Origin of the sequence: Mesorhizobium sp. B2-3-6 (assembly GCF_006442305.1) — a bacterium.
Lineage (GTDB): Bacteria > Pseudomonadota > Alphaproteobacteria > Rhizobiales > Rhizobiaceae > Mesorhizobium.
Genome location: NZ_VFVW01000013.1, coordinates 62,629 through 84,614, shown reverse-complemented (window position 1 = coordinate 84,614; position 21,986 = coordinate 62,629). Strand labels below are relative to the sequence as shown.

24 protein-coding genes are annotated in these 21,986 nt (G+C 63.1%); 13 read left to right on the top strand and 11 right to left on the bottom strand.

From position 1 onward, the window contains the following. Window positions 1-146 precede the first annotated feature (146 nt). The 7 genes from FJ953_RS28515 (at window position 147) to FJ953_RS28480 (ending at window position 6,673) form a co-directional block, all read left to right on the top strand. Window positions 147-674, top strand: coding sequence for a flavin reductase (locus FJ953_RS28515; RefSeq protein ID WP_140493802.1), 528 nt, complete (start codon window positions 147-149; stop codon window positions 672-674). Beyond that, window positions 671-1,600 carry a MoxR family ATPase gene (locus tag FJ953_RS28510; RefSeq protein WP_140493800.1) on the top strand — a complete coding sequence of 310 codons (930 nt, stop codon included), beginning with the start codon at window positions 671-673 and terminating at the stop codon, window positions 1,598-1,600. The genes FJ953_RS28515 and FJ953_RS28510 overlap by 4 nt, the downstream gene beginning before the upstream one ends. A 5-nt stretch (window positions 1,601-1,605) precedes the next feature. Beyond that, the gene (locus tag FJ953_RS28505) at window positions 1,606-2,856 is read left to right on the top strand and encodes a VWA domain-containing protein (RefSeq protein ID WP_181165115.1); all 1,251 of its coding nucleotides are present in this window, start codon (window positions 1,606-1,608) and stop codon (window positions 2,854-2,856) included. A gap of 57 nt (window positions 2,857-2,913) precedes the next feature. Next, the gene (locus FJ953_RS28500) at window positions 2,914-3,252 is read left to right on the top strand and encodes an XdhC family protein (RefSeq protein ID WP_140493798.1); all 339 of its coding nucleotides are present in this window, start codon (window positions 2,914-2,916) and stop codon (window positions 3,250-3,252) included. Window positions 3,253-3,258: 6 nt separating this feature from the next. Next, a complete protein-coding gene (locus FJ953_RS28495; RefSeq protein WP_140517689.1) occupies window positions 3,259-3,963 on the top strand; it encodes an XdhC family protein in 705 nt (234 codons plus the stop codon). Then, complete coding sequence (locus FJ953_RS28490; protein WP_140493794.1) at window positions 3,960-5,570, top strand: molybdopterin-binding/glycosyltransferase family 2 protein; 1,611 nt, start codon at window positions 3,960-3,962, stop codon at window positions 5,568-5,570. The genes FJ953_RS28495 and FJ953_RS28490 overlap by 4 nt, the downstream gene beginning before the upstream one ends. Before the next feature lie 254 nt (window positions 5,571-5,824). Beyond that, on the top strand, window positions 5,825-6,673 hold the full coding sequence (locus FJ953_RS28480) for an alpha/beta hydrolase (RefSeq protein WP_140558562.1): 849 nt from the start codon (window positions 5,825-5,827) through the stop codon (window positions 6,671-6,673). 16 nt (window positions 6,674-6,689) lie between these two features. Here FJ953_RS28480 and FJ953_RS28475 read toward each other — a convergent pair whose 3' ends face one another. Further along, entirely contained in the window at window positions 6,690-7,727 is a 1,038-nt protein-coding gene (locus FJ953_RS28475; protein WP_140493792.1) for a DUF1176 domain-containing protein, read from the bottom strand. A 142-nt stretch (window positions 7,728-7,869) separates the two neighbouring features. On the opposite strand from FJ953_RS28475, the gene FJ953_RS28470 reads away from it, so the two are divergent. Further along, window positions 7,870-8,376 carry a DUF1993 family protein gene (locus FJ953_RS28470; protein ID WP_140517685.1) on the top strand — a complete coding sequence of 169 codons (507 nt, stop codon included), beginning with the start codon at window positions 7,870-7,872 and terminating at the stop codon, window positions 8,374-8,376. A 58-nt stretch (window positions 8,377-8,434) separates the two neighbouring features. Here the strand turns inward: FJ953_RS28470 and FJ953_RS30650 are convergent, their stop codons facing one another. Continuing rightward, entirely contained in the window at window positions 8,435-8,707 is a 273-nt protein-coding gene (locus tag FJ953_RS30650; RefSeq protein WP_181172778.1) for a hypothetical protein, read from the bottom strand. Window positions 8,708-8,984: 277 nt separating this feature from the next. On the opposite strand from FJ953_RS30650, the gene FJ953_RS28460 reads away from it, so the two are divergent. Continuing rightward, the gene (locus FJ953_RS28460; protein ID WP_140494990.1) at window positions 8,985-9,452 is read left to right on the top strand and encodes a hypothetical protein; all 468 of its coding nucleotides are present in this window, start codon (window positions 8,985-8,987) and stop codon (window positions 9,450-9,452) included. A gap of 121 nt (window positions 9,453-9,573) precedes the next feature. Beyond that, on the top strand, window positions 9,574-10,641 hold the full coding sequence (locus tag FJ953_RS28455; RefSeq protein ID WP_140517684.1) for an aldo/keto reductase: 1,068 nt from the start codon (window positions 9,574-9,576) through the stop codon (window positions 10,639-10,641). A 133-nt stretch (window positions 10,642-10,774) separates the two neighbouring features. Here the strand turns inward: FJ953_RS28455 and FJ953_RS28445 are convergent, their stop codons facing one another. The 9 genes from FJ953_RS28445 to FJ953_RS28405 form a co-directional block, all read right to left on the bottom strand. Next, window positions 10,775-11,803: a histone deacetylase family protein gene (locus tag FJ953_RS28445; protein WP_140625552.1), complete on the bottom strand. Its 1,029-nt coding sequence runs from the start codon at window positions 11,801-11,803 to the stop codon at window positions 10,775-10,777. Further along, complete coding sequence (locus tag FJ953_RS28440; protein ID WP_140517682.1) at window positions 11,800-12,306, bottom strand: GNAT family N-acetyltransferase; 507 nt, start codon at window positions 12,304-12,306, stop codon at window positions 11,800-11,802. The genes FJ953_RS28445 and FJ953_RS28440 overlap by 4 nt, the downstream gene beginning before the upstream one ends. A 52-nt stretch (window positions 12,307-12,358) precedes the next feature. Next, a complete protein-coding gene (locus FJ953_RS28435) occupies window positions 12,359-13,288 on the bottom strand; it encodes a 3-keto-5-aminohexanoate cleavage protein (protein ID WP_140517681.1) in 930 nt (309 codons plus the stop codon). A gap of 4 nt (window positions 13,289-13,292) precedes the next feature. Next, a complete protein-coding gene (locus FJ953_RS28430; protein ID WP_140625551.1) occupies window positions 13,293-14,678 on the bottom strand; it encodes an aspartate aminotransferase family protein in 1,386 nt (461 codons plus the stop codon). Between the two features lies 1 nt (window position 14,679). Continuing rightward, window positions 14,680-16,320 (bottom strand): N,N-dimethylformamidase beta subunit family domain-containing protein, encoded by a 1,641-nt coding sequence (locus FJ953_RS28425; RefSeq protein WP_140625550.1) that lies wholly within the window; start codon window positions 16,318-16,320, stop codon window positions 14,680-14,682. An 8-nt stretch (window positions 16,321-16,328) separates the two neighbouring features. Then, window positions 16,329-17,093: an amino acid ABC transporter ATP-binding protein gene (locus FJ953_RS28420; protein WP_140625549.1), complete on the bottom strand. Its 765-nt coding sequence runs from the start codon at window positions 17,091-17,093 to the stop codon at window positions 16,329-16,331. Beyond that, window positions 17,090-17,749 (bottom strand): amino acid ABC transporter permease, encoded by a 660-nt coding sequence (locus FJ953_RS28415; RefSeq protein WP_140558526.1) that lies wholly within the window; start codon window positions 17,747-17,749, stop codon window positions 17,090-17,092. The genes FJ953_RS28420 and FJ953_RS28415 overlap by 4 nt, the downstream gene beginning before the upstream one ends. 13 nt (window positions 17,750-17,762) lie before the next feature. Further along, window positions 17,763-18,410 carry an amino acid ABC transporter permease gene (locus tag FJ953_RS28410; RefSeq protein WP_140517677.1) on the bottom strand — a complete coding sequence of 216 codons (648 nt, stop codon included), beginning with the start codon at window positions 18,408-18,410 and terminating at the stop codon, window positions 17,763-17,765. A 62-nt stretch (window positions 18,411-18,472) separates the two neighbouring features. After that, on the bottom strand, window positions 18,473-19,255 hold the full coding sequence (locus tag FJ953_RS28405; protein WP_140493765.1) for an ABC transporter substrate-binding protein: 783 nt from the start codon (window positions 19,253-19,255) through the stop codon (window positions 18,473-18,475). 129 nt (window positions 19,256-19,384) lie between these two features. On the opposite strand from FJ953_RS28405, the gene FJ953_RS28400 reads away from it, so the two are divergent. The 3 genes from FJ953_RS28400 to FJ953_RS28390 all read left to right on the top strand — a co-directional run bounded on the left by FJ953_RS28400 (window position 19,385) and on the right by FJ953_RS28390 (window position 21,884). After that, a complete protein-coding gene (locus FJ953_RS28400) occupies window positions 19,385-20,344 on the top strand; it encodes a LysR family transcriptional regulator (protein ID WP_140493763.1) in 960 nt (319 codons plus the stop codon). A gap of 128 nt (window positions 20,345-20,472) precedes the next feature. Then, the gene (locus tag FJ953_RS28395) at window positions 20,473-20,721 is read left to right on the top strand and encodes a ParB N-terminal domain-containing protein (RefSeq protein WP_006206067.1); all 249 of its coding nucleotides are present in this window, start codon (window positions 20,473-20,475) and stop codon (window positions 20,719-20,721) included. Window positions 20,722-20,927: 206 nt separating this feature from the next. Further along, entirely contained in the window at window positions 20,928-21,884 is a 957-nt protein-coding gene (locus tag FJ953_RS28390) for an alpha/beta hydrolase (protein ID WP_140625548.1), read from the top strand. Window positions 21,885-21,986 lie beyond the last annotated feature (102 nt).

Here is a 21,986-nt window from a genome sequence, read left to right as displayed (position 1 = left end):
GTCCCGGCGCCACTCCCGCCAAGACCTAAAGGCTGCCCGGTCTTGGCGCAACACGCGAATTTCGGGATATGGGCCAGGCACTTCGCTTGTGGCTTGTCATATCTAGCCATATATAGCGATAGGGTTCAGGCTATGGAAAATCTCCGGTGTTGAAGAAGAACGACATAGGACCGCAGGCCTATCGCGACGCGATGAGCCATTTTGCCGGTCACGTCCATGTGGTGACCACCGACGGGCCGGCCGGCAAGCGCGGCGCGACGGTCATCGCCGCCTGTTCGGTTTCCGATACGCCGCCGACCATTTTGGTCTGCCTGAACCGTGAAAATCCCAAGAACGAGCCGTTCGTGAAAAACGGCAGGTTTGCCTTGAACACGCTTGCCTCGCACCAGGAGCCGCTGTCGATCGGCTTTTCCGGCATCACCGGCCTGCCGGTCGAGGAACGTTTCGCGCTCGGCGAGTGGGATGTGATCTCCACCGGCGCGCCGACCTTGAAGGGCGCGCTCGCCGTATTCGACTGCGAACTGATCGACACTAAGGACCTGGCCACCCATCGTGTGCTTTTTGGCAAGGTGACAGGCCTGCGCATGGGCGATAATTTGCGGCCGCTGATCTATCACGCCCGCGGCTACCACGTTCTGGAAAGCGGGGCAGAGGCGTCCACGGAGAAGGAATGACCGAGCTAAAACCGCGCCCCGTGCCGCGGACGATCGACGAGACGCTCGATCTCCTGACCGGCGCGGACTATGTGGCGGACCGGTCGTTGGCCACCGTGCTTTTCCTGTCGCTGCGCATGAAGCGGCCGCTGTTCCTCGAGGGCGAGGCCGGCGTCGGCAAAACCGAGATCGCCAAGGTGCTGGCCGAGGCGCTCGGCCGCCGGCTGATCCGTCTGCAATGCTATGAAGGTCTCGACGTCTCGTCCGCCGTCTATGAGTGGAACTATGCCGCGCAGATGATCGAGATCCGCATGGAGGAGGCGGCCGGCAAGGTCGACCGCTCCGACATGGAGCGCAACGTTTTCTCGGAAAAATACCTGATACGCCGTCCGGTGCTCGATGCGCTGACCGGCAAGGCCGGCGCCGCCCCGGTTTTCCTGATTGACGAGCTCGACCGTACCGACGAGGCGTTCGAGGCCTTCCTGCTCGAGATCCTTTCCGATTTCCAGGTGACGGTGCCCGAACTCGGCACGATCAGGGCGGAGGAGCCGCCGATCGTCATAATCACCACCAACCGCACCCGCGAAATCCATGACGCGCTGAAGCGGCGCTGCCTCTATCACTGGGTCGATTATCCCAGCGCCGAGCGGGAGTTGGAGATCGTGCGCCGCAAGGTGCCGCAGGCCAACAGCCGGCTTTCGGCCGAGGTGGTCTCCTTCATCCAGAAGCTGCGCCAGATCGAATTGTTCAAAATGCCGGGCGTTGCCGAGACCATCGACTGGGCCGGCGCGCTGACCGAACTCGACAAGGTCGCGCTCGACCCGGAAACCGTCTCCGACACGATCGGCGTGCTGCTGAAATACCAGGACGACATTGCCCGCATCGGCGAGGGCGAAGGCCGGCGTATCCTCGACGAGGTGAAGGCCGAGCTTTCGGCGGCGGAGTAGGGCTCATGGCCATGCCTCGCGCGGAACCCAGGGAGGCGACTGTCGACGGTCACATCGCCGACAACATCGTCTATTTCGCCCGTGTCTTGCGCAAATCAGGCATGCGCGTCGGTCCGGCCTCGGTCAAGGATGCCATCGAGGCGGTACTTGCCACCGGCATCGGCGCGCGCGACGATTTCTACTGGACGCTGCATGCCGTGCTGGTGTCGCGGCATGAGGACCATGCCATCTTTGACGAGGCCTTCCGGCTATTCTGGAAGTCGCGTGAGCTGATCGAAAAGATGCTGGCGATGCTTTCGCCGGTGGCGCCCGATACCAGGGAGAAGCAGAAGCCACGCGCGGCCGAAAGCCGTGTCAGCCAGGCCATGTTCGCAGGCCACAGCAGGAACCAGCCGGCGCAGGAAATCCCCGAGATCGAGGTCGACGCGCGCTTTACTTTCTCCGGCAACGAGGTGCTGAGGGCCAAGGATTTCGCTCAGATGAATGCCGCCGAGATGGCCGACGCCAGGAAAGCGATCGCCGAACTGCGGTTGCCCTTCGATATGGTGCGGACGCGCCGTTTCAAGGCCGATTCGCACGGTCGCCGCATCGATCCGCGTGCCATGATGCGCTCGGCCGCACGCACTGGGGGCGAACTGATCCTGCCGAAATTCCGCTCGCTCCGCGAAGTGTATCCGCCGTTGGTCGTGCTTGCCGACATTTCCGGTTCGATGAGCCAGTACACGCGCATCTTCCTGCATTTCCTGCATGCTCTGACGGAAAAGCGCCGGCGCGTGCACACTTTCGTTTTCGGCACCAGGCTCACCAATCTGAGCCGACAGATGCGCCATCGCGATCCCGACGCCGCCCTGGCCGACTGTTCCACCGCGGTCAAGGACTGGTCGGGCGGCACGCGCATCGGCGACACGCTGGCCGAGTTCAACCTGATATGGTCGCGGCGCGTGCTAGGACAGGGCGCGGTGGTGCTTTTGATCACCGACGGGCTGGAGCGAGACGAGGTCGACGGCCTGTCGGAGGAAATGGAGCGTCTGCACAAATCCTGCCGGCGGCTGATCTGGCTGAACCCCTTGCTGCGCTTCGACGGTTTCCAGGCGCGCGCCCGCGGCGTCAGGGCGATGCTGCCGCATGTCGATGAATTCCGTGCCGTGCACAATCTCGACGCGCTTGCCGATCTCTGCGCTTCGCTGGACCGGAAGCCTGGATATGCCGTCGATCCGCGGCGGTGGATGGAGGGTGGCGCGAGGCGCGCCGCGTAGCCATATGCTGCTGAAGACACATATTTCCGGGAAAAACAGACCCTGAGAGAAGCAACGATGAGCGACAGCATTTATCTCGACGAGGCCCGTGACCCGCTGATCATCGCGGAAGGCTGGATGAAGGACGGCAAGGATGTCGCCATCGCGACCGTTGTCGAGACCTGGGGTTCCGCGCCACGCCCGGCCGGCAGCCATCTGGTCATCGACGCCGACGGCAATTTCCACGGCTCGGTTTCGGGCGGCTGTGTCGAAGGCGCCGTGGTGACGGATGCCATGGACGTCATCGGCACCGGCAAGCCCAGAATGCTGGAATTCGGCGTCGCCGACGAGACCGCCTGGCAGGTGGGCCTTTCCTGCGGCGGCCGCATCAAAGTGTATGTGGAAAGGCTAGGCTGATCTTCGATGGATCCCTATGCGCTGAAAACACTCAACGCCGAGCGCCGCGCGCGCCGCGCCGCGATCCTGGTCACCGATCTTGGTGACGGCCGCGACCGTGTCGTGCGCGAGGGCGATCCGGTCGCCGGCGATCTCGGTGCCGCGATCAGCAAGGCGTTCCGCACCGGGAATTCCGGCTCGGTCGAAGCGGAAGGGCGGACCTTTTTTCTCAACGCGCATCTGCCGCATCCTCGCCTGGTGGTGATCGGTGCCGTGCATATCAGCCAGGCGCTGGCGCCAATGGCCAGGATCGCCGGCTATCCAGTCGAGATCATCGATCCGCGCACGGCTTTTGCCACGTCGGACCGCTTTCCCGATGTCGCTTTGCACGCCGAATGGCCTGAGGAGGTCCTGCAACGACAGCCACTCGACAGCTACACGGCAGTCGCTGCCATCACCCACGATCCCAAGATCGACGATTTCGCGCTGAAGGCGGCGCTCGACGCCAGGTGCTTCTATGTCGGGGCACTCGGCAGCAGGAAAACCCATGCCAAGCGTGTCGAGCGCCTGTTGGCGCTGGGCGCCAGTTCCGAGCAGATCGGTCGCATCCAGGCGCCGATCGGTCTCGATATCGGCGCGGCCAGCCCCGCCGAGATCGCCGTCGCCGTGCTGGCGCAGGTCATTCACGCGTTTCGCTCGCGCGGCCTTGAAGCCAGGGAAGCCGCAGCGTGAAATTCGGCCCGGTTCCTATCGAACAGGCCGAAGGCGCCGTGCTTGCGCACGCGACGACGGTCGGCGAGCGACGTTTCCGCAAAGCGCATCGGCTGAGTGCAGAGGATGTCGGGGTGCTGAAAGCGGCGGGCATCAGCGAAGTCGTCGCGGCCGTGCTTTCTCCCGGCGATCTGGGCGAAGACGCCGCCGCCGAACGGATCGCGACCGGTATGCGCCACCGCAATGTCGCGGCCAAGCCTGCCGCGACGGGGCGGGTCAACCTCCATGCCGAAGCCGCTGGCGTCTTCACCGTCAACAGCGCGATGATCGACGCCATCAATGCCGTCGATCCAACCATCACCATCGCCACGCTTGGCCAGCATGCGCCGGTCGAAAAGGGCCAGATGGTGGCAACCGTGAAGATCATTCCCTTCGCCGTTGGGTCGGCGCTGGTCGATGCGGTCATGGAAATCTGCGCCGGCGGCGAGATCTTTGCCGTCAATGCCTATCGGCCCATTCGTGTCGGTGTTATCCAGACCGTCTTGCCGGGCGTCAAGCCGAGCGTGCTCGACAAGACGCTGCGCGTCACCGAGGCACGGCTGGCGCGTTCGGGCGGGCGGCTGACGGCCGAGCGCCGCACGCCGCACGAGGTTGCGCCGGTTGCCGAGGCGGCCGCCTCGCTGGCGCGCGATAACGACATGGTCGTGATCTTCGGCGCTTCGGCCATGAGCGATTTCGCCGACGTCGTTCCGGCCGCGATCGAGGAAGCGGGCGGTACTGTCATCCGCGCCGGCATGCCGGTCGACCCCGGCAATCTACTGGTGCTCGGCAGGCTCGCCGGCAAGCAGATCATCGGCGCGCCGGGCTGCGCCCGCAGCCCCAAGGAGAACGGCTTCGACTGGGTGCTCGACCGGCTGATCGCCGGCCTCGACGTAACGGCGACCGACATCGCCGGCATGGGCGTCGGCGGCCTGCTGATGGAAATCCCGACACGCCCGCAGCCGCGCGAACCGCTGCCGGCCGTAAGCCGGCTCAAGGTCGGGATCGTGCTTTTGGCGGCAGGCCGTTCGAGCCGCATGGGCGGGCCGAACAAACTTATGGCGCTTTTCGACGGCCAACCGTTGGTCCGCCGTACAGCAGAGCGTGCGCTCGCCTCGAAAGCTTCGGGCACGATCGTCGTTACCGGCCACCAGCGTGAGCGGGTGCGCGGCGCGTTATCGGGCCTGGACGTGACTTTCGCCGACAATCCCGATTTTGCCGATGGGCTCTCCACCTCCCTGAAAGCCGGTATGGCCTATCTGCCGGGAGATGCCGCCGGTGCGATGATCGTTCTCGGAGACATGCCGGGTGTCTCGACCGGCGATCTCGACCGGCTGATCGATGCGTTTCGCGGGGCGGGAGGCAATTTGGTCGTCCGCGCCTCGCACCTTGGCAAACGCGGCAACCCGGTACTTCTGCCGCGCTCGCTGTTCCCGGCTGTCGCCCATCTCGAAGGTGATACCGGCGCACGCCATCTGGTCGAGGCCGGAGGACTTGACGTCGTCGATGTAGAGATCGGCGAGGGCGCGTCCGTCGATGTCGACACTCGCGAGGCGCTGGAAGGCGCCGGCGGCGTGCTGCAGGATTGACAAACCCGGGCCGAATTACGCAAGCCTGCGGTATGGCTTCCGGTTTCATTTCGTTAATGTCAACGCTTCTACCCCCCTCTGGCCTGCCGGCCATCTCCCCCTCAAGGGGGGAGATTGGACATCATTTCGGCTTTCGCCAATCTCGACGGCCGGCAGAAGGGCGCCCCCGCCGAAACTGCCAATCTCCCCCCTTGAGGGGGAGATGGCCGGCAGGCCAGAGGGGGGTGCTCACGCTCCCTGCCTTTCTGATTTCGATATTCTTCCTGTTTTCTGCTGCCCAGGCCTCTGCTCTCCAACTAAAACCCTTCAAGGACGATCTGTTCGCCTATCCCGCTACGCTCTCGTCAGACACCAACGGTGACTACACGGTGATCGACTACCGCGAGATGCGCGACATCAACCAGCGCGACGAGGTGCCGGAAAAGCGCGTGCATGCGCAGTATACCGATACCGGTGTGCGCAAGGTGCAGCAGGATCTGCTGTTGAAAACCGATGCCGGCGACGTCCGGCACATCGCCGTAGGCAAGACGCAAGGGGCTTCCGTCATCGTGCTCTACCTGCACGGGCAGGGCGGCAGCCGCAAGCAAGGTATCGATGACTTCACCTTCGGCGGCAATTTCAACCGCATCAAAAACCTGATGGCAGGCAATGGCGGCCTTTATCTCAGCCCTGACTTCCCAGATTTCGGCGACAAGGGGGCGGCACAGGTCGCGGCGCTGATCGATCACTATGCGCAACAGTCGCCGGGCGCGAAGATCTTCGTCGCCTGCGGCTCGATGGGCGGCGCATTGTGCTGGAAGCTTGCCGCCCGCACGGACACAGGCAGGCAAATCGACGGGCTTTTGCTGCTTGGCTCGCTGTGGGATGAGAGTTTCTTCTCCAGCCTTGCCTTCAGACGCCACGTGCCGGTTTTCTTCGGTCAAGGCAGCCATGACGTGGTCTTTCCCGTGGCAAACCAGGAATCCTTCTTCCGGTCCATCATCGCCAAGTCGAAAGCCTATCCGACCCGCTTCGTGCGCTTCGAGACCGGCACGCACGGCACCCCCATCCGCATGGTCGACTGGCGCGGCGCGTTGAACTGGATGCTGTCGAAGGCGCCGTGATCGGACCTCGCGGGGCTCAGGGAGCGGTGTTGTAGTCGACAACCGTTTGCGGGTTTTCCTCGCCGTCATAGGAGGCGTCGACGTCGTACTGGACGAGTGAAAAATCGCCGTTGCGGAACAGATAGGTGCCTGCTGACGAGGCATCGCCGGCGCCGCGCCACTTGTTGAAGGTGGTTATCGTGTGGGCGTCCTGGTCGTAGCTGGAATTGGTCGCCCAGCCGGTGGTCCGGAAGCCGACGATGTGCATGGATTCGACCTTGCCTTCGCTGTCGTTGTTCACGTAGCGGATGTCCATCTCCGGTTCGGTGAACTGCAGTTGCCTGACGCCGTTCGCCTCGTCGGTCATGTAGTAGATCGAGCTTTCATTGTAGGCGGCCGCCGAGCAGGAAAAATGGAACAGGCGCGTTTCCTTGTCGGGATCGCCGGCCGCCGCATCCTTGTCCCTGTATTTGATGGAAAAAATCTCCGGCTCCTTGGCCGCGAGATCCTTGTCGCATTGGTCGCTATAGCTGGCCAGGAAAGCCTTCTTGGCCTGCTCCAGCGCTGCATCCCTCTTCGGCGGCGGCGGGCCGTCGCCACAGCTAGCCGGCACAGCCTCCTCGAAGTCCGCGCTCGACGGCTTCAGCGCTCCGCTGTCGATGAAGATCGGCTGGAATGGCGGCGCCTGAATCTGGGCATTGACCTGGCGCAGCGTGTAGCAGCCGGCAAAGACCTTCGCCTCGCCCTTCTTGTCGGTTGCCTGGATGGCGACCGGCACGCTGTAGTAGATGCTGCCTGCCGCGCCCTCGTTGGATACGGCGCCGGTCCTGACATCCACCTTGTCGGTACCGTCATAGCCCTTGACGAAGCTGTCGAAGTCCTTGGCCGGCTTGGTATCGCCATAATAACCCCAGGCACGTGCGAATTCATGCCGGTTGATGGCACTGTAGAGCGAGCGGACAACTGCCTCGGCGCTCGACCTGTCATCGACGTAGGGCGCCTCGTCGGCAGGTGCCGACTGGGCGATCGAGGCAAGGGAGAACAAGGCAGTCGCTGCGAGAAAAGCGTGTCTCATCGGGAATCTCCACGCGGTAACGGAGATTCTACCACGGTGATTGCGGCGACGTGGTGACGCCTTGCGGGTATCGCTTGAAGAATCGCCCGGGAAGGCGCTAGTTCGCGCTCGCGGCGCTTCAACTGCCCCGGGAGATAATTGCGTGACCCTATCCATGTATGAAGTATCGGTGGCTGTGTTTTCGGCCCGGTTGAAAGCGCTGTCCAGCGTGCTGTCCACGGCCGAACAAAACGCCGGCGAGCGCAAGATCGACCCGCAGGTGTTCCTGACGGCGCGGCTGGCGCCCGACATGTTCGCCTTGACCAGGCAGGTGCAGATCGCCACCGACCACGCCAAGGGAGCCCCATCGCGGCTCGCCGGCCGGGAGGTTCCCAAATACGAGGACAATGAGGCGAGCTTTGCCGAATTGCATGCGCGCATCGCCAAGACGCTTGACCATCTGGCGACGTTCTCCGCGGCCGATCTGGAAGGTTCGGACGAGCGGATTGTCGAGGTCAGGCTCGGCGGGCGCGAGGTCTCGATGGCCGGTTTGCAGTATCTCCTGCATCTGGCCATGCCCAACTTCTATTTCCACCTCACCACCGCCTACGACATTCTTCGCCATAATGGCGTGCCGCTGGGCAAGGCAACGTTCCTGGGCTCGCGTTGACGGATCACGTCGTCAAGGCGTTGCCCGTCCGGAGCCGGAATATCCCTGGCTGGCCGAACTAGCGAACGGACATTTCGCGGGCGATGCGCGGGAAATCGGCGGGCTTGATGCCGATGTCGGCGCGGTCCGCATTGCTCATGGAATGCAGCAGCGCGAGCGCGGCACGATAACGCAGATGTTCCTGCGGCCGTGGCCGCGCGAACATTTCAGTGAAGAACCCCATAATCCAGGCCCCTGTTGGACCTCCCAGCGTCCGAGTATAGGGGATTCGTGACGATTGTGCAGTGCAGCATTTGCATGCCTGCCATGCTCTGCAAAATTTTTCTGCCATGATCCTGCATCGCCTGAAACTTTCGCAGATCGCGAATCGTATCCCTCTCGCTGGCAGATGGCCGGTTTTTCCTCGCCGCTTCTGGCGAATTCCGGACTGCACCAACCGCAGTCCGGCTTTTTGTGACTGACCGGCGTGGTCCGGCCCCGTAAACCTTCAATTGTTAAAATCGGCGGCATGCATTTTTAACGAGCCGACCCTAAGGTGGATGTCTCGAACACACCGTGAGACTGGGGAGGCTGACATCGTTACCAGCGCCAAGCGGGATTTCGCTTCGTTGCTCGATGACCTCTTCGTCGCCTCCGACAAGGACGGGGGAGGCGAAGAGGCGGCCACTCGCCCATCCATTCCGTTTGACTATCTTTCCGTCGCCGACGAGCTCCATTCGGGCCGCATCAAGGTTTCTGGCAGCGGATTTGCCACGGAATATCGCGAGGCAGGCGCGGATCTCGCCGCAGAGTTCGCGGCCCTGCTCGATCATGCGAAGCTGGCACTTGCGGGCGAAGAGACAAGGCCCGAAGAAAAACTGCCTCCGATCGATCCCGAATCGATTGCCGTGGAATTGGGATTGGACACGCCTAAGGCTGTCGCCGACTTTGGTCGCATGCGCCGCAGTTTCGCCTTTTCCAACCATCCCGATCGCGTCGCGCCGCACCTGCGCCAGCGCGCCATGATCCGCATGCAGGTGGCCAACATGCTGATCGACGAGGCCAAGCGGCGCGCCCTGGCAGGGGCTCGCCGCTAGCGCAGTCTGGTTCACGCAAAAGTCGGTTTGCCGAGGCTTGGAGAGCGCCTCTGCTTTCTTGTAGGATGAAAATTCCTTCCCCGCGCAGCTGCGCAAGCTTTTCCCGCCGGAGCACACTTCCATGCACAAACGCCGTCTCGGTCGGACCGATCTTCTTGTCACCCAGATCTGCCTCGGTTCGATGACCTGGGGCCAGCAGAACACCGAAGCCGACGGCCACGCCCAGATGGACCTGGCCTTTTCGCGCGGGGTGAATTTCATCGACACTGCCGAGCTCTACCCGATCCCGCCCAAGGCGGAGACGCAAGGGCGGACCGAGAAGATCATCGGCAGCTGGATGAAGGCAAAGGGCAACCGCGACAAGGTGATACTCGCCTCCAAGGTCGTCGGTCGCACCGCAAACAGCTGGTTTCGCGGCGACAGGCCGTCGCAGCTGGTGCGCGCCGATATCTTCGATGCCGTCGACAAGTCCCTGGCCAGGCTCGGCACGGACTATGTCGATCTCTACCAGATCCACTGGCCGGAGCGGGACATACCCTGGGGCGCCAATCCGACGCGCGTCGGGGCCGTGGCGCGCCGCGCTGATTCCGTCGGGGCGCCGACCGGAGAAACGCCGATCGCGGAGACGCTTGCCGTCTTCGATGACCTGGTGAAGGCCGGAAAGATCCGCCATTTCGGCCTGTCCAACGAGAGTTCCTGGGGCGTCATGCGCTTCATTGCAGAGGCTGACAAAGCTATTGGTCCACGGGTCGCCTCGATCCAGAACGCCTATAATCTGGTCAACCGGACCTTCGAGGTGAACCTCGCCGAAGTCTGCGATCGCGAAGAGGTCTCGCTGCTTGCCTATTCGCCGCTCGCGCAGGGCTATCTCTCGGGCAAATACGATCACGGCGCGCGCCCGCAGGGGTCGCGCTCGCAGCTCTTCAACCGCGGCCAGCGTTACGAGACCCCCAATGCCGCCGAGGCGCAGCTTGAATACAACGAGCTGGCGCGCTCCTTCGGCCTGGAGCCGGCGCTGTTCGCCAACGCCTATGTATCGAGCCGGCCCTTTGTCACGTCGAACATCATTGGTGCCACGACCATTTCGCAGCTGGAAATGGCGCTGTCTTCAGTGGAGGTTGTCTGGACCGAAGAGATGCAGAAGGCAGTGGACGCCATTCATCAGCGGGTCGGCAATCCCTGTCCTTGATCGACTCGGAAGTTGAATTGTCTGGGAATAACAGCGGGATGGAGACGATGGTGGATTTTCCGATCGAAACATTGCGTGGAAAATTTCCCGCTCTCGCTCTGACCGATGGAGGTCTCAGGCGCAGCTCGACCTGTCAGCGTGCCTTGGTGCCGAACCCGGTCAGGAAAGCGGTGAGGTTGTCACAGAGTTCGTCGCAGAGATAGCCGCCTTCCTGGACGATTGCCGTCGGCAGGCCGAGCTTGGCGATGGCTTCGCCGATGCGCGAGAAACCTGGCGTCGTCACCGAAAGCCCGCCGAACGGATCACCCTCGAACGCGTCGAGCCCGAGCGCTACGACCAGCGCGTCGGGCGAGAAGGCGCGGATGCGCTGGAACGCCACCTCAAGCGCTTCCAGAAACGCCGCGTCGGCGGATTTGCGTGGCAAGGGCAGGTTGAAATTATAGCCGAGACCGGGGCCTTCGCCGCGCTCGTCGGCATGTCCCCAGAAGAACGGATAGAAGCGCACCGGGTCGGCATGCAGCGACACGGTGAGCACGTCGGGCCGCGCATAGAAGATGCCTTGCGTGCCGTTGCCGTGATGCAGATCGACATCGAGGATCGCAACCCGTGCCGCTTGGCGGCGCAGTACCTGTGCTGCGACGGCCGAATTGTTGATGAAGCAGAAGCCGCCGGCGACGTCGGCGAACGCATGGTGACCGGGGGGGCGGCAAAGCGCATAGGTGGCCGGCGCGCCCGCCATCACCGCTTCCGCCGCCTCGACCGCGCTCCAGGCGCTCCACAGCGCGCTTTGCCAGGTCTCGCCAGAGATCGGGCAGGCCGTGTCGGCCATGTGGTACCCAGCCTGGCCGACCGCGGAGGCCGGATAGGAGCCGTTGCGCGCGATCGGGTGAATGTTGGGGATCACTTCAGCCGAGGCACCCTCGATGCGTTGCCAACGCGTGTAGATATGCTCCAGGAAATCGAGATATTCGGGCGTGTGCACCGCCGCGACCGGACCAAGTCCGTGATTGCGCGGCCGCTCGATCGTGCAGCCGGCCGATTTTGCGCCTGCTAACAATCTCTCGACGCGCTCCGGCTTTTCGGGATTGGGCTGCGGGGCGCCGCTGGAAAGGAAAGCCTTGGGGTCGTGGCGCTTCTGCTCCTGCGCGTAGAAGGCTTTCATTCTTTTTCCTCCGGCGCGTCGGCAAAGGCGAAGAAAGCGTCGCCGATGATCTTCTGCGTCTGCTCGTAGCTCGACCAGGCGATGCCCAGCCTTTCATAAAAGGCCTTTGCGCTCTCATTGTCGGTATCGACGGACAATCTGAGATAAGCGCCGCCTTGCTTGCGGCACTCGGTCGCGACGCGCCGCAGCAGGCGCTCGCCGATCCTGCGACCGCGAAACCGGTCCTCGACATAGAGGTCCTGCACATAGACGCCGGGCCGCCCCATCCAGGTCGAGAAGATCGGGAAATAGAGGCACAGTCCGGCGAATTCGCCATCGACTTCGGCGATCAGGGTCGAGAAGGCAGGTCTTTCGCCAAAGCCCCAGGTCCTGAGATCGTCTGGCGTTGAGACGATTTCTTCGGGCGCGCCGATATGGGTGCCGAGCTTCAGAATTGCGGCATGGATGGTTTCGACGTCTTCGATTCGTCCGGGGCGGAGGAGGATTTTTTCCGGACTTGTCATGGCAAGCAGGGAGCCAAGGTGTGACGGAGCACTATCATCTCAGCCAGTCGCATTAAAACGCTACCCTGTCGCCACCCTTCAGCGCCAGCATGTCGCGTGCTTCGGCCGGGGTGGCAACCTCCAGCGACAGTCCATCGAGAATGCCACGGATACGGCCCACCTGATCGGCATTGGATTTCGCCAGTTGGCGGCCGTCGTAGAGACTGTCTTCGAGCCCGACACGGACATTGCCGCCCATGGCCGCGGCGATAGAGATCAGCGGCATCTGGTGGCGGCCCGCGGCCAGCACCGAGAACTGGTAGCTGTCGCCGAACAGCTTGTCGGCGATGCGCTTCATGTGGATGAGATTGTCCGGATCGGCGCCAATGCCGCCAAGAATACCCAGCACGAACTGGATGAACAGCGGCCCCGACACCAGCCCCCGGTCGCGGAAATGCGCCAGCGAATAGAGATGGCCGACATCGTAGCACTCGAATTCGAAACGCGTGCCGCAGCCCTTGCCCAGTCTCTCGAGAACGCCCTCCATATCGGCGAAGGTATTCTTGAAGATCGTGTCGCGTGTGGCTTCCAGCAGCTTCGGTTCCCATTCGTGTTGCCATTCCCTTGGCTTGTCGAGCATCGGGAACAGCGCGAAATTCATCGAGCCCATGTTGAGCGAACACATTTCGGGCTCGGCCCGCAAAGGTGCCGCCAGCCGCTGGTCCAGCGTCATCAGGGAGGAGCCGCCGGTTGTGATGTTGATCACCGCCGACGTCGCCTGCTTGATGCGCGGCAGGAACTGCATGAACACGTCCGGATCGGCCGTAGGCCGTCCGTCTTTTGGGTCGCGGGCATGCAAGTGCAGGATCGAGGCGCCGGCCTCGGCCGCGGCGATGGCATCCGCCGCGATCTGGTCCGGCGTTACCGGCAGATAAGGCGACATGGACGGTGTATGCACCGAGCCGGTGACGGCGCAGGTGATGATGACCTTTCTCGGCGCCATTGTTTTATCCCCGGCCTTCGACCGGAAGGTCGAGTTCGGCAGCCAGGACTTCGAGCGAGTCGCCGATGATGGAGATGATCTCGCCGACCTGCTCGCTGGTGACGATCATCGGTGGTGCGACCATGAAATTGTCGCCGTCGACACCGCCCTTGACCTTGCGGCCGTAGATGATCAGCCCGCGCTCATAGGCGAGGTCGAGCAGGCGCTGCGTCGCCTTCCTGCTCTGGTCGATCGGCCGCAGCGTTTCGGGATCGGCAAGCATCTCGGCGCCGGTGAGCAGGCCCTTGCCGCGCACGTCGGCGATGAACGGGAAGCGCTTGGCGAGCTCTCGCAATCCGTCCATCAGCACATCGCCCATGGCGGCGGCATTGGCGATCAGGTCGAGGCGGTCCATTTCGCCGAGCACGGCCAGCCCTGCGGCGCAGGCGAGCGGATTGCCGGCATAGGTATGGCCGTGCTGGAAGCCGCCGGAGGCGAGCAGCGGCTGCACCAGCTGCATCGGCGCCGCCAGCGCGCCGAGCGGCGCGTAACCCGATCCCAGGCCTTTTGATAGCGCGACGATGTCCGGCTTGCAGTTCCAATGGTCGCCGCCGAGGAATTTTCCCGTGCGGCCGGCGCCGCTCATCACTTCGTCATAGATGAGCAGGATGCCGTAGCGGTCGCAGATTTCGCGGATGCGCCCATAATAACTGTCCGGCGCGACAAGCGCCGCTGTCGCCGCGCCGCCGATCGGTTCCATGATGAAGGCGACCACGCTCTCCGGCCCCTCGGCCAGGATCTTCTCCTCCAGCATGTCGGCATAGCGGAGACCGCGCTGTTCCATCGAGAGATTGTCGCGGTCGCGCCAGGCCGCCGGTGCCGGCACGGTCGGCATCACCCGCATCATTGGCGTGAAGGTCTCGGCCAGCGCGTAGTCGCCGGTGATCGACAGTGAACCCAGCGTGCCGCCGTGATAGGAGGGGAAGCGCGTGATCACCTTCCAGCGGCTGGCTTGGCCGGTGGCCACCGCCCACTGCCGCGCCAGCTTAATGCACGATTCGGTCGCTTCCGAGCCGCCTGAGACGAAGAAGATGCGGTCCATGCCTTCGGGCAGCTTGCCGGCCAGCTCACGCGCCAGCTCTTCTGCCGGTTCGTTCTCGAAATGCAGCCGGTAGGCGAAGGTGGCGCGGTCCATCTGCCGCTTCATGGCGTCGAGCACATTGCGGTTGGAATGACCGATATTGGCGACCATCGGGCCGCTCGATCCGTCGATGAAACGGCGGCCGTCCTGCGTCCACATATAGATGCCCTCGGCACGGTCGATCAGCGGCCGCCGCAGGCTGGAGAGGTAGAACAGATGCGATTGGCGCCGGGCGTCAATGTCCGGGGCGGCGGTCTGGGCTTTCGACATGTCAGGACTTTCCGAGATAACGATCGAGGACATTTTGGGTAACGCGTTCGACCATCGGGTCCTGCCTCAGCAGGCCGGCGACCCATTCGCAGCTTCCGGCGTGGAAGATCTCGCCCTTGCCGCGCGGGAAATTGACGATCATGCCGTTGCCGCGTTTGATCTTTTCCAGATTGGCGTCGCTCCGATCGCCGAACAGCGTCTCGGCGCTGAAGCGACCATCCTCGTCGGTGAGAAACTGATCCTCGATCGGGATATCGCCGCTTTCCTCGACCTGGCTGGCCATGCCGACGGCGAGAACCTGCAAGCCGTCCGGCGCGCCGCTGGTCGCGGTCGGGTAGGGCAGGCCGCCGCGGATTTCGAAATCCAGCCCGTCGACCTCATAGCCATAGACATGGCTGTCGGCGCCAAGCAGGTCGCCATAGTAGATGCCGGTTCCGGCAAAGGCCCAGTGCTCGGGCCGATACACGGGAAAGCCGCGCACGCCGCGTGGCGCGCAACCGCCCCATCCGGCATAGAGGCCGCGTGTGGCATTGAGCCCGAAGGTCGCCGAACCCGGCCGGCCGATCTCGGGCGCCTCCCAGGAATTGGTGGCGCGGGTGACGTCGCCGCCGCGATAGGCGGGGTCCTCGGCTCGGGCGCGGTATTTGTAGCAGACCTGCCGCCGGCCTTCATCCTCCAGCCGCGTCTGCCACATGAAGTTGCCGGCGAAGCGCGCCGCATGGCCGCCACGTTCGACGTAGCTGTCGACCGCATCGCGCATTTCCCAGGTCCAGTACTCGTCATGGCCGACAAAGACGGCGCAGTCGTAGCCATCGAGAATGTCGGGCGAGAAATGCAGATCGTGCTGGCTGGCGAGATCGACGGCGTAGCCCGCCCGTTCGGCGAAGCGGAAGAAGTGGCTGTCATAGCTCGCCCAGCCCGACGATGCGTATTTCTTCGAATGGCCGGTGGCGAGCGCCCATTCCATGTGTGGATAGCGCGGCACTGTCTTCGGCGGCACCGCGACTTCCAACGGCACACGCGGCGCCTCCTTGGGCAGCACGACGAAGCCGCGGCACCAGGGGCGCTGCGTCGAGACGATCGGAGAATATTCGTTACGGTCCGGCCCGGTGATGCCCTGGTAGTGATTGGAGCCGCCCCAGGTGTTGTAGGCGAGCCAGGTGCCTGTCGCCGCCACCTGCAGCACACGGCCTGGCTTCTTGCCGGGCAGGGGCGCGACGATGAAAAGATGATGGGATTGGATCGGCTTGCCGTCGCGGCCTTCAGCAGTCAGCGTCACCCGGTAAGCGCCGGACGGCCAGTCGCTGCCGACGCTGAATTCGAACGAGGCTTCCCAGCCGCAGCCTTCGGCCGAGCACTGGTCTGGACTTTCCTGCCAACGCGCCGCAATGCCGGACTTCTCGAACACCTTTGTCTCGGTGCCGCCGTCGCGGACGATCGTCATGCTGAAGGACGGAGCCGTCGAACTGACATGCAGCGTCACTGTCTCGCCTGCGCGGTAGGAAAAGCGGTCGCTGTAGCACCAGATTTCGCCGCGCTCGCCATCCATGCCCGGCCACTCATAATAGTGGCCGCGCACTGCGTGCCGGCGCTGCTCCGGCGTCAGTCCGAAATCGGGGAATTCAGTGGTCAATCTGGTCATCGTCGTACTCAGGCGGAAAGGTATTTCTTGAGGAAGGTGCGGGTGCGTTCTTTTTGCGGGGCGCGGAAGATGTCGCCCGGCGGGCCTTCTTCCACCACCACGCCGCCATCCATGAACAGCACCCTGTCGGCCACTTCGCCGGCAAAGCGCATTTCGTGCGTTACGATGAGCATGGTCATGTGCTCGGCGGCAAGCTGCTTCATCACCGCGTTGACCTCGTCGACCAGCTCCGGATCGAGCGCCGAGGTGGCCTCGTCGAACAGCATCACCTTGGGCTGCATGGCCAGCGCGCGGGCAATCGCGACGCGCTGCTTCTGCCCGCCCGAAAGACGCGAGGGATAGGCGTCGATCTTGTCGGAGAGCCCGACCTTGGACAAAAGACCAAGCGCCAGCGCACGAGCTTCGGCTTTCGGCATGCTTTTCAGGATCACCGGCCCCATCGTGATGTTCTCGATCACGGTCAAATGCGGGAACAGGTTAAAGTGCTGGAACACCATGCCCATCTGCTGGCGCACCTTGTTGATGTGCCTTTCGAACGCCTGGCCATGCAGCTTCTGGTTGACCTGCATGCCGTCCAGCCAGACCTCACCGCTGTTCAAACTCTCGAGATGGTTGATGGAACGCAGCAGCGTGCTCTTGCCGGAGCCGCTCGGGCCGATGATGGCGACGATCTGCCCACGTTCGACCGACAGGTCGATACCTCTGAGGACCTCGACGGCGCCAAACGATTTGCGTGCGCCGCGGACCTCGACCATCGGCCGCTGCGTGCTCATCGGGAAACCTCCACATGTCTTTCGAACCGATGCAGGGCCGCTTCGAGCACGAGGTTGAGAATGTAGTAGAGCGCGGCGGCAGTGATGTAGAATTCGAAAGGGCGAAACGTTTCGCTGATCGCCAGTTGCGCCGAGTGAACCAGTTCGGCAATGCCGATGACCGAGACGATGGAGGATTCCTTCAACAGCGCGATCAAATTGCTGCCGATCGGCGGCGCCGTGTTGCGGATGGCCTGCGGTATCACGACATGGCGCAGCGTCTGCCACTTGCCGAAGCCGATGCTGCGTGCACCTTCCGTCTGGCCGACATCGACGGCCACGATGCCCGCGCGGATGACATCGGCATTGTAGACGGCAAAATGCAGTCCAAGGCCGACAATGCCGGCCACGAGGGCAGGGATGTCGATGCCGACCTGCACCAGGCCAAAATAGATCAGGAAGAGCTGCAACAGCAGCGGCGTGCCCATGAACACCCACATGAAGGCGCGCACGGGGTAGGCCAGGATTGCCGGCGCATAGAGTACGACAACCGCAAAGAAGATGCCGCCGGCGAAGCTAAGCGCTCCAGCCGAGACCGTCAGCACTGATGTCCACCAGGCGCCGGTCAGCAGAAGATCCCAGTAGGGCGCGACGACGGTGAAATCCAGGCCTTGCATTGTTTTCCGCCCCTCAGATGATTGCGAAGCGCTTGTCGAGCATGTCGACGATACGGGCGACGGCATAGACCATGACCATGTAGAGCAGGGCCGCGACGCCGAAGATCTCGAACGGCTTGTAGGTGGAGCCGATGAAGCGCTGGGCGGTGTAGGTCAATTCCACGACCGAGATGGTGGACACCAGGGCCGAGCCTTTCAACAGCGCGACCGTGTTGACGCCAAGCGGGCGGATCATCAGCCGGGCGGCTTGCGGCAGCACGACCTTGCGCAAGGTCTGGAACCGGCCGAATCCGATTGTGCGGGCCGCCTCCGTCTGGCCCCGGTCGACCGCCACCACCGCGCCTCGGATTGACTCCGCCATATAGGCGCCGATGTTGAGGCCGAGGCCGATCACGCCGGCCGCGAACGGATCCAGATTGATGCCGATCTGCGGACCGCCGAAATAGAGCACGAAGAGCTGGATCAGGCACGGTGTGCCACGGAACAGGCTCACATAGAGCGTGCCGATGGCCCGCAGGACCGCCGATCTCGACATTCTTGCGGTCGCGGCCAGTGCTGCCACGGCCAGCCCCAGAACCAGGGCCAGCGCTGTCAGTTCCAGCGTCACCAAGGCGGCTTCCACGAAGAACGGGAAGACGCGCTGCATCAAGGAGAAATCCATGGAATGGCCCGGCGCAGTGGCTTTCGGCTTCAGGCGGCCTGGACCGCCGAAGCCTGGCGAAGTTAGCGGATGTCGCTGCCGACCCAGTGCATCGATATCTTCTCGTAGGTACCATCGGCCATCATGCCGTCCAGCGCCTTCTGCATGGCGGCCTTGAGCTCGGGATTGTCCTTGCGGATGGCGATGCCGATGGCGACGCTGCCGCCTTCGATACCCGGCGTGTCGAGCTTGCGTACCTTCTCGCCGGTCTCCTTGACGGCGACCATGACCGGAATGTTGTCGACGACGATGGCGTCGACGCGGCCCGCCTTCAGCTCAAGCAGCAATTCCGGCAGCCCCTTATAGGTGCGGATGTCCCAGCCGCCCTGTTGGCGCGCCCATTTCTCATGTGTTTCGCCGAGCGTCACGCCAAGGGTCTTGCCCTTGAGTTCGTCGAGGCTCTGCACCTTGGAATCCTGGTTGACGAAAACCGCACGGCCGGCGTGATAGTAGGGGCCGACGAAATCGACCACCTTCTCACGCTCCGGCGTGATCGTCATCGAGCCGACCACGGTGTCGTATTTGTTGGCGAGCAGGCCGGCGATGATGCCGTCCCAGGCGGTCGTGATGATGGTGCCCTTGACGCCGATACGCTCGGCGATGGCCTTGCCGATATCGGCGTCGAAGCCGACGACCTCGTTCTGGTCGTTGACGAAGTTGAAGGGGGGATACTGCCCGCTCATGGAAATCTTCAATTCGCCCGCCGCCTTGACCTTCTCGAGGTCATCGGCCCTGGCCGAGACGTTAGCGAAGGAAGACGCAAACAGCAGCGCCGCGACGGCAATGCCGGAAAATACCTTGTTCATTTGAAACCTGTCCTCTGGATGGAGCGCGAAGGCTTGGGAGGCGTTGGGGCGCACTCCTGACGGCAATGATTGCCTTTGCGGTAGCATTGCGCAAATAGATAATGGAAATAGGGAGCATAGATATCAGGAATGGCATTGCCGCGCCCCGAACGGCTGGTCTGGGATCTGGACTGGAACCTTTTGCGGACATTCGTCGTCATCGCGGAGGTGAAGAGCATCACGCGTGCCGCCGAGAGGCTGAACCTCAAGCAGCCAAGCGTCAGCAATGCGCTGCGGCGGCTGGAAGACCGGGTCGGCCGGCGGCTGGTCGAACGCGATGCGACGCGCTTCGAGCTCACCGAGGTTGGACGGCTTCTCTACGAGCAGAGCATCGAGGTGTTCGGCACCATATCGCAGCTGCCGCTCTTGATGCGCGGCATCAGCGACGATGTCACCGGCCACGTCATGATCGCGACCGCCAGCCATGTGGTCTCGCCGCTGTTCGATCGGGCGCTGTCGGAATTCCACCGCAACTATCCGCGCGCCAGCATCACCATTTCGGTCGCGGCAAGCACCGAAGTGGCCAAGCAGGTGAGGGAGCGCCGTGCTTCGTTTGGCGTCTGCCTGGTCAGCCAGCGCGATCCGGCGCTGCAATACGACATGGTCTATCGCGAGTTCTTCGGCTTCTTTTGCGGGCCGCGGCACAGGCTCTATGGGCAAACCGGACTGACGCTCGCCGATCTCCGCGACGAGCCGTCAGTATCGTTCCAGACCGACCATATTTCGGATGCGCTGCGGCCGGTCGCACTGTTGCGTAGCGAAGCACGGCTGAACGCCGATGTCGTGGGCGTTTCGTCGAGCCTGGAGGAGGTGCGGCGCATGATCGTCGCCGGGCTCGGCATCGGCCCGCTGCCGCTGCATGTGGCGCGGCGCGATGTGGCCGACGGCGCGCTGTGGCGGCTGCCGCCCTATGATGCGCCGCCGGCCATCGATATCTTCCTGCTGGTCAATCCGGACAAGGCGATGAACCGCGCCGAGAAGGCGTTGCTATCAGGGCTGCAGGCGCTGATTGCCGAGACGCCGCTCGAGGACCGTATCTACAAAGGCTGATACGCAATATCGACTGCGCGGCGGCAGACAAACCCGGTTGCCTCCGCCCTATTCGTCGCCACGCCCTTGGCCCTCGTCAACAAAGCGACTATCTCAGGACAAGGCGGCGTTCCGCCCGGGGGGTCGACATGCTCAGAGTGCAGAAGGTCAAGGTCGACGACATCTACGTGCCGACGGCGCGTAAGAAGACGCTGCATCCCGAGACGGTCCGTCATCTCGCCGAGGACATTCTGGAAAATGGCATGAAGATGCCGATCCAGGTCCGTCACGACGGCAAGCGTCATATCCTGGTAGAAGGCCTGCATCGGCTGGAAGCGGCCAAGTGGCTCGGCGAGACCGAGATCGATGCCTATCTGGTGCAAGCCAAGCGCCACTGACGCGTCCTCGATTTCGCCGTTGGTCCTCATCCACGGGAAAGCCCCAGAATTTCTCCTTGATGATGTCGGTTTGCATTTCGCTGGTTCGTCCTTGGGACGGAAGCCGGTCAGACCAATATTCTCGATCGGTTTTCGCGCGGGTTGGGGCCGATGCACCAGCCAGCTCAAGAACGCACCGACACACGGACAGACTGGAGGAGATTGATATGTCCAAAGCCCTGCTTTTCGCCATTCTTGCTTCGGCCGCGGCGCTTCTCGCCTGTCCGGGCATCACCAACGCAAAAGAGGTAAAATCTGCCATGATGACCGAAGCGAAGACACCGCCGAAGTCTGAAAAATCCGGCCTGCTGCCGATCAACGGCCTGAATTACTATTATGCCGTCCACGGCAAAGGCGAGCCGCTGCTTCTGCTGCATGGCGGTCTCGGCACAGCGGACATGTTCGCCCCCATTCTGCCGAAGCTTGCCGAACATCGCACTGTCATCACCGTCGACCTGCAAGGCCATGGCCGCACCGCGCTTGGCGACCGGCCGTTCACGCTGGAGGCGATGGGCGACGACATGGCTGATATCGTCAAACGGCTTGGCTACGGCGAGGTCGACGTCATGGGTTATTCTCTGGGCGGCGGTGTCGCCTTCCGGATGGCCGTCCAGCACCCCGAAACGGTGCGCCGGCTTGTGCTGGTCTCGACCGGCTATGCCGCCGACGGTTTCTATGACGAGATGCGCCCGCAGCAGGCGCAAGTGAGCGCGGCAGCGGCCGATTTCATGAAGGACACGCCGATGTACAAATCCTACGTCGCCGTGGCGCCGCATCCCGAGGAGTTCCCGAAGCTGCTCGATACGCTCGGCAACTTCATGCGCCAGAACTACGACTACTCGGCCGATGTTCCCAAGCTGAAGATGCCGGTCATGCTGGCCTACGGCGACAGCGACATGTACAAGCCCGAGCACGAGATCAAGTTCTACCAGATGCTCGGCGGTGGTTTGAAGGACGCGGGCTGGATGCGTGAAAACCTGTCGCGGAACCGCCTGGCGATCCTGCCCAATCGCACCCACTACGACGTCTTCTTCGCTCCAGAGCTGACGGCCGCCGCGCTGCCGTTCCTCAACGGCGAGACCAAGGTGAAGAGCTGGGACGAGGTGGTCGGCGAAACCGAATAGCTTGCCGGCATTGGCTGCCGGCAGTCTCCCTCGAGGCGGCCGGCAGTTTTATCGCTGCAGTCGATGGGATCGTATCAATGCTTTTGAATTGACCCGATATCC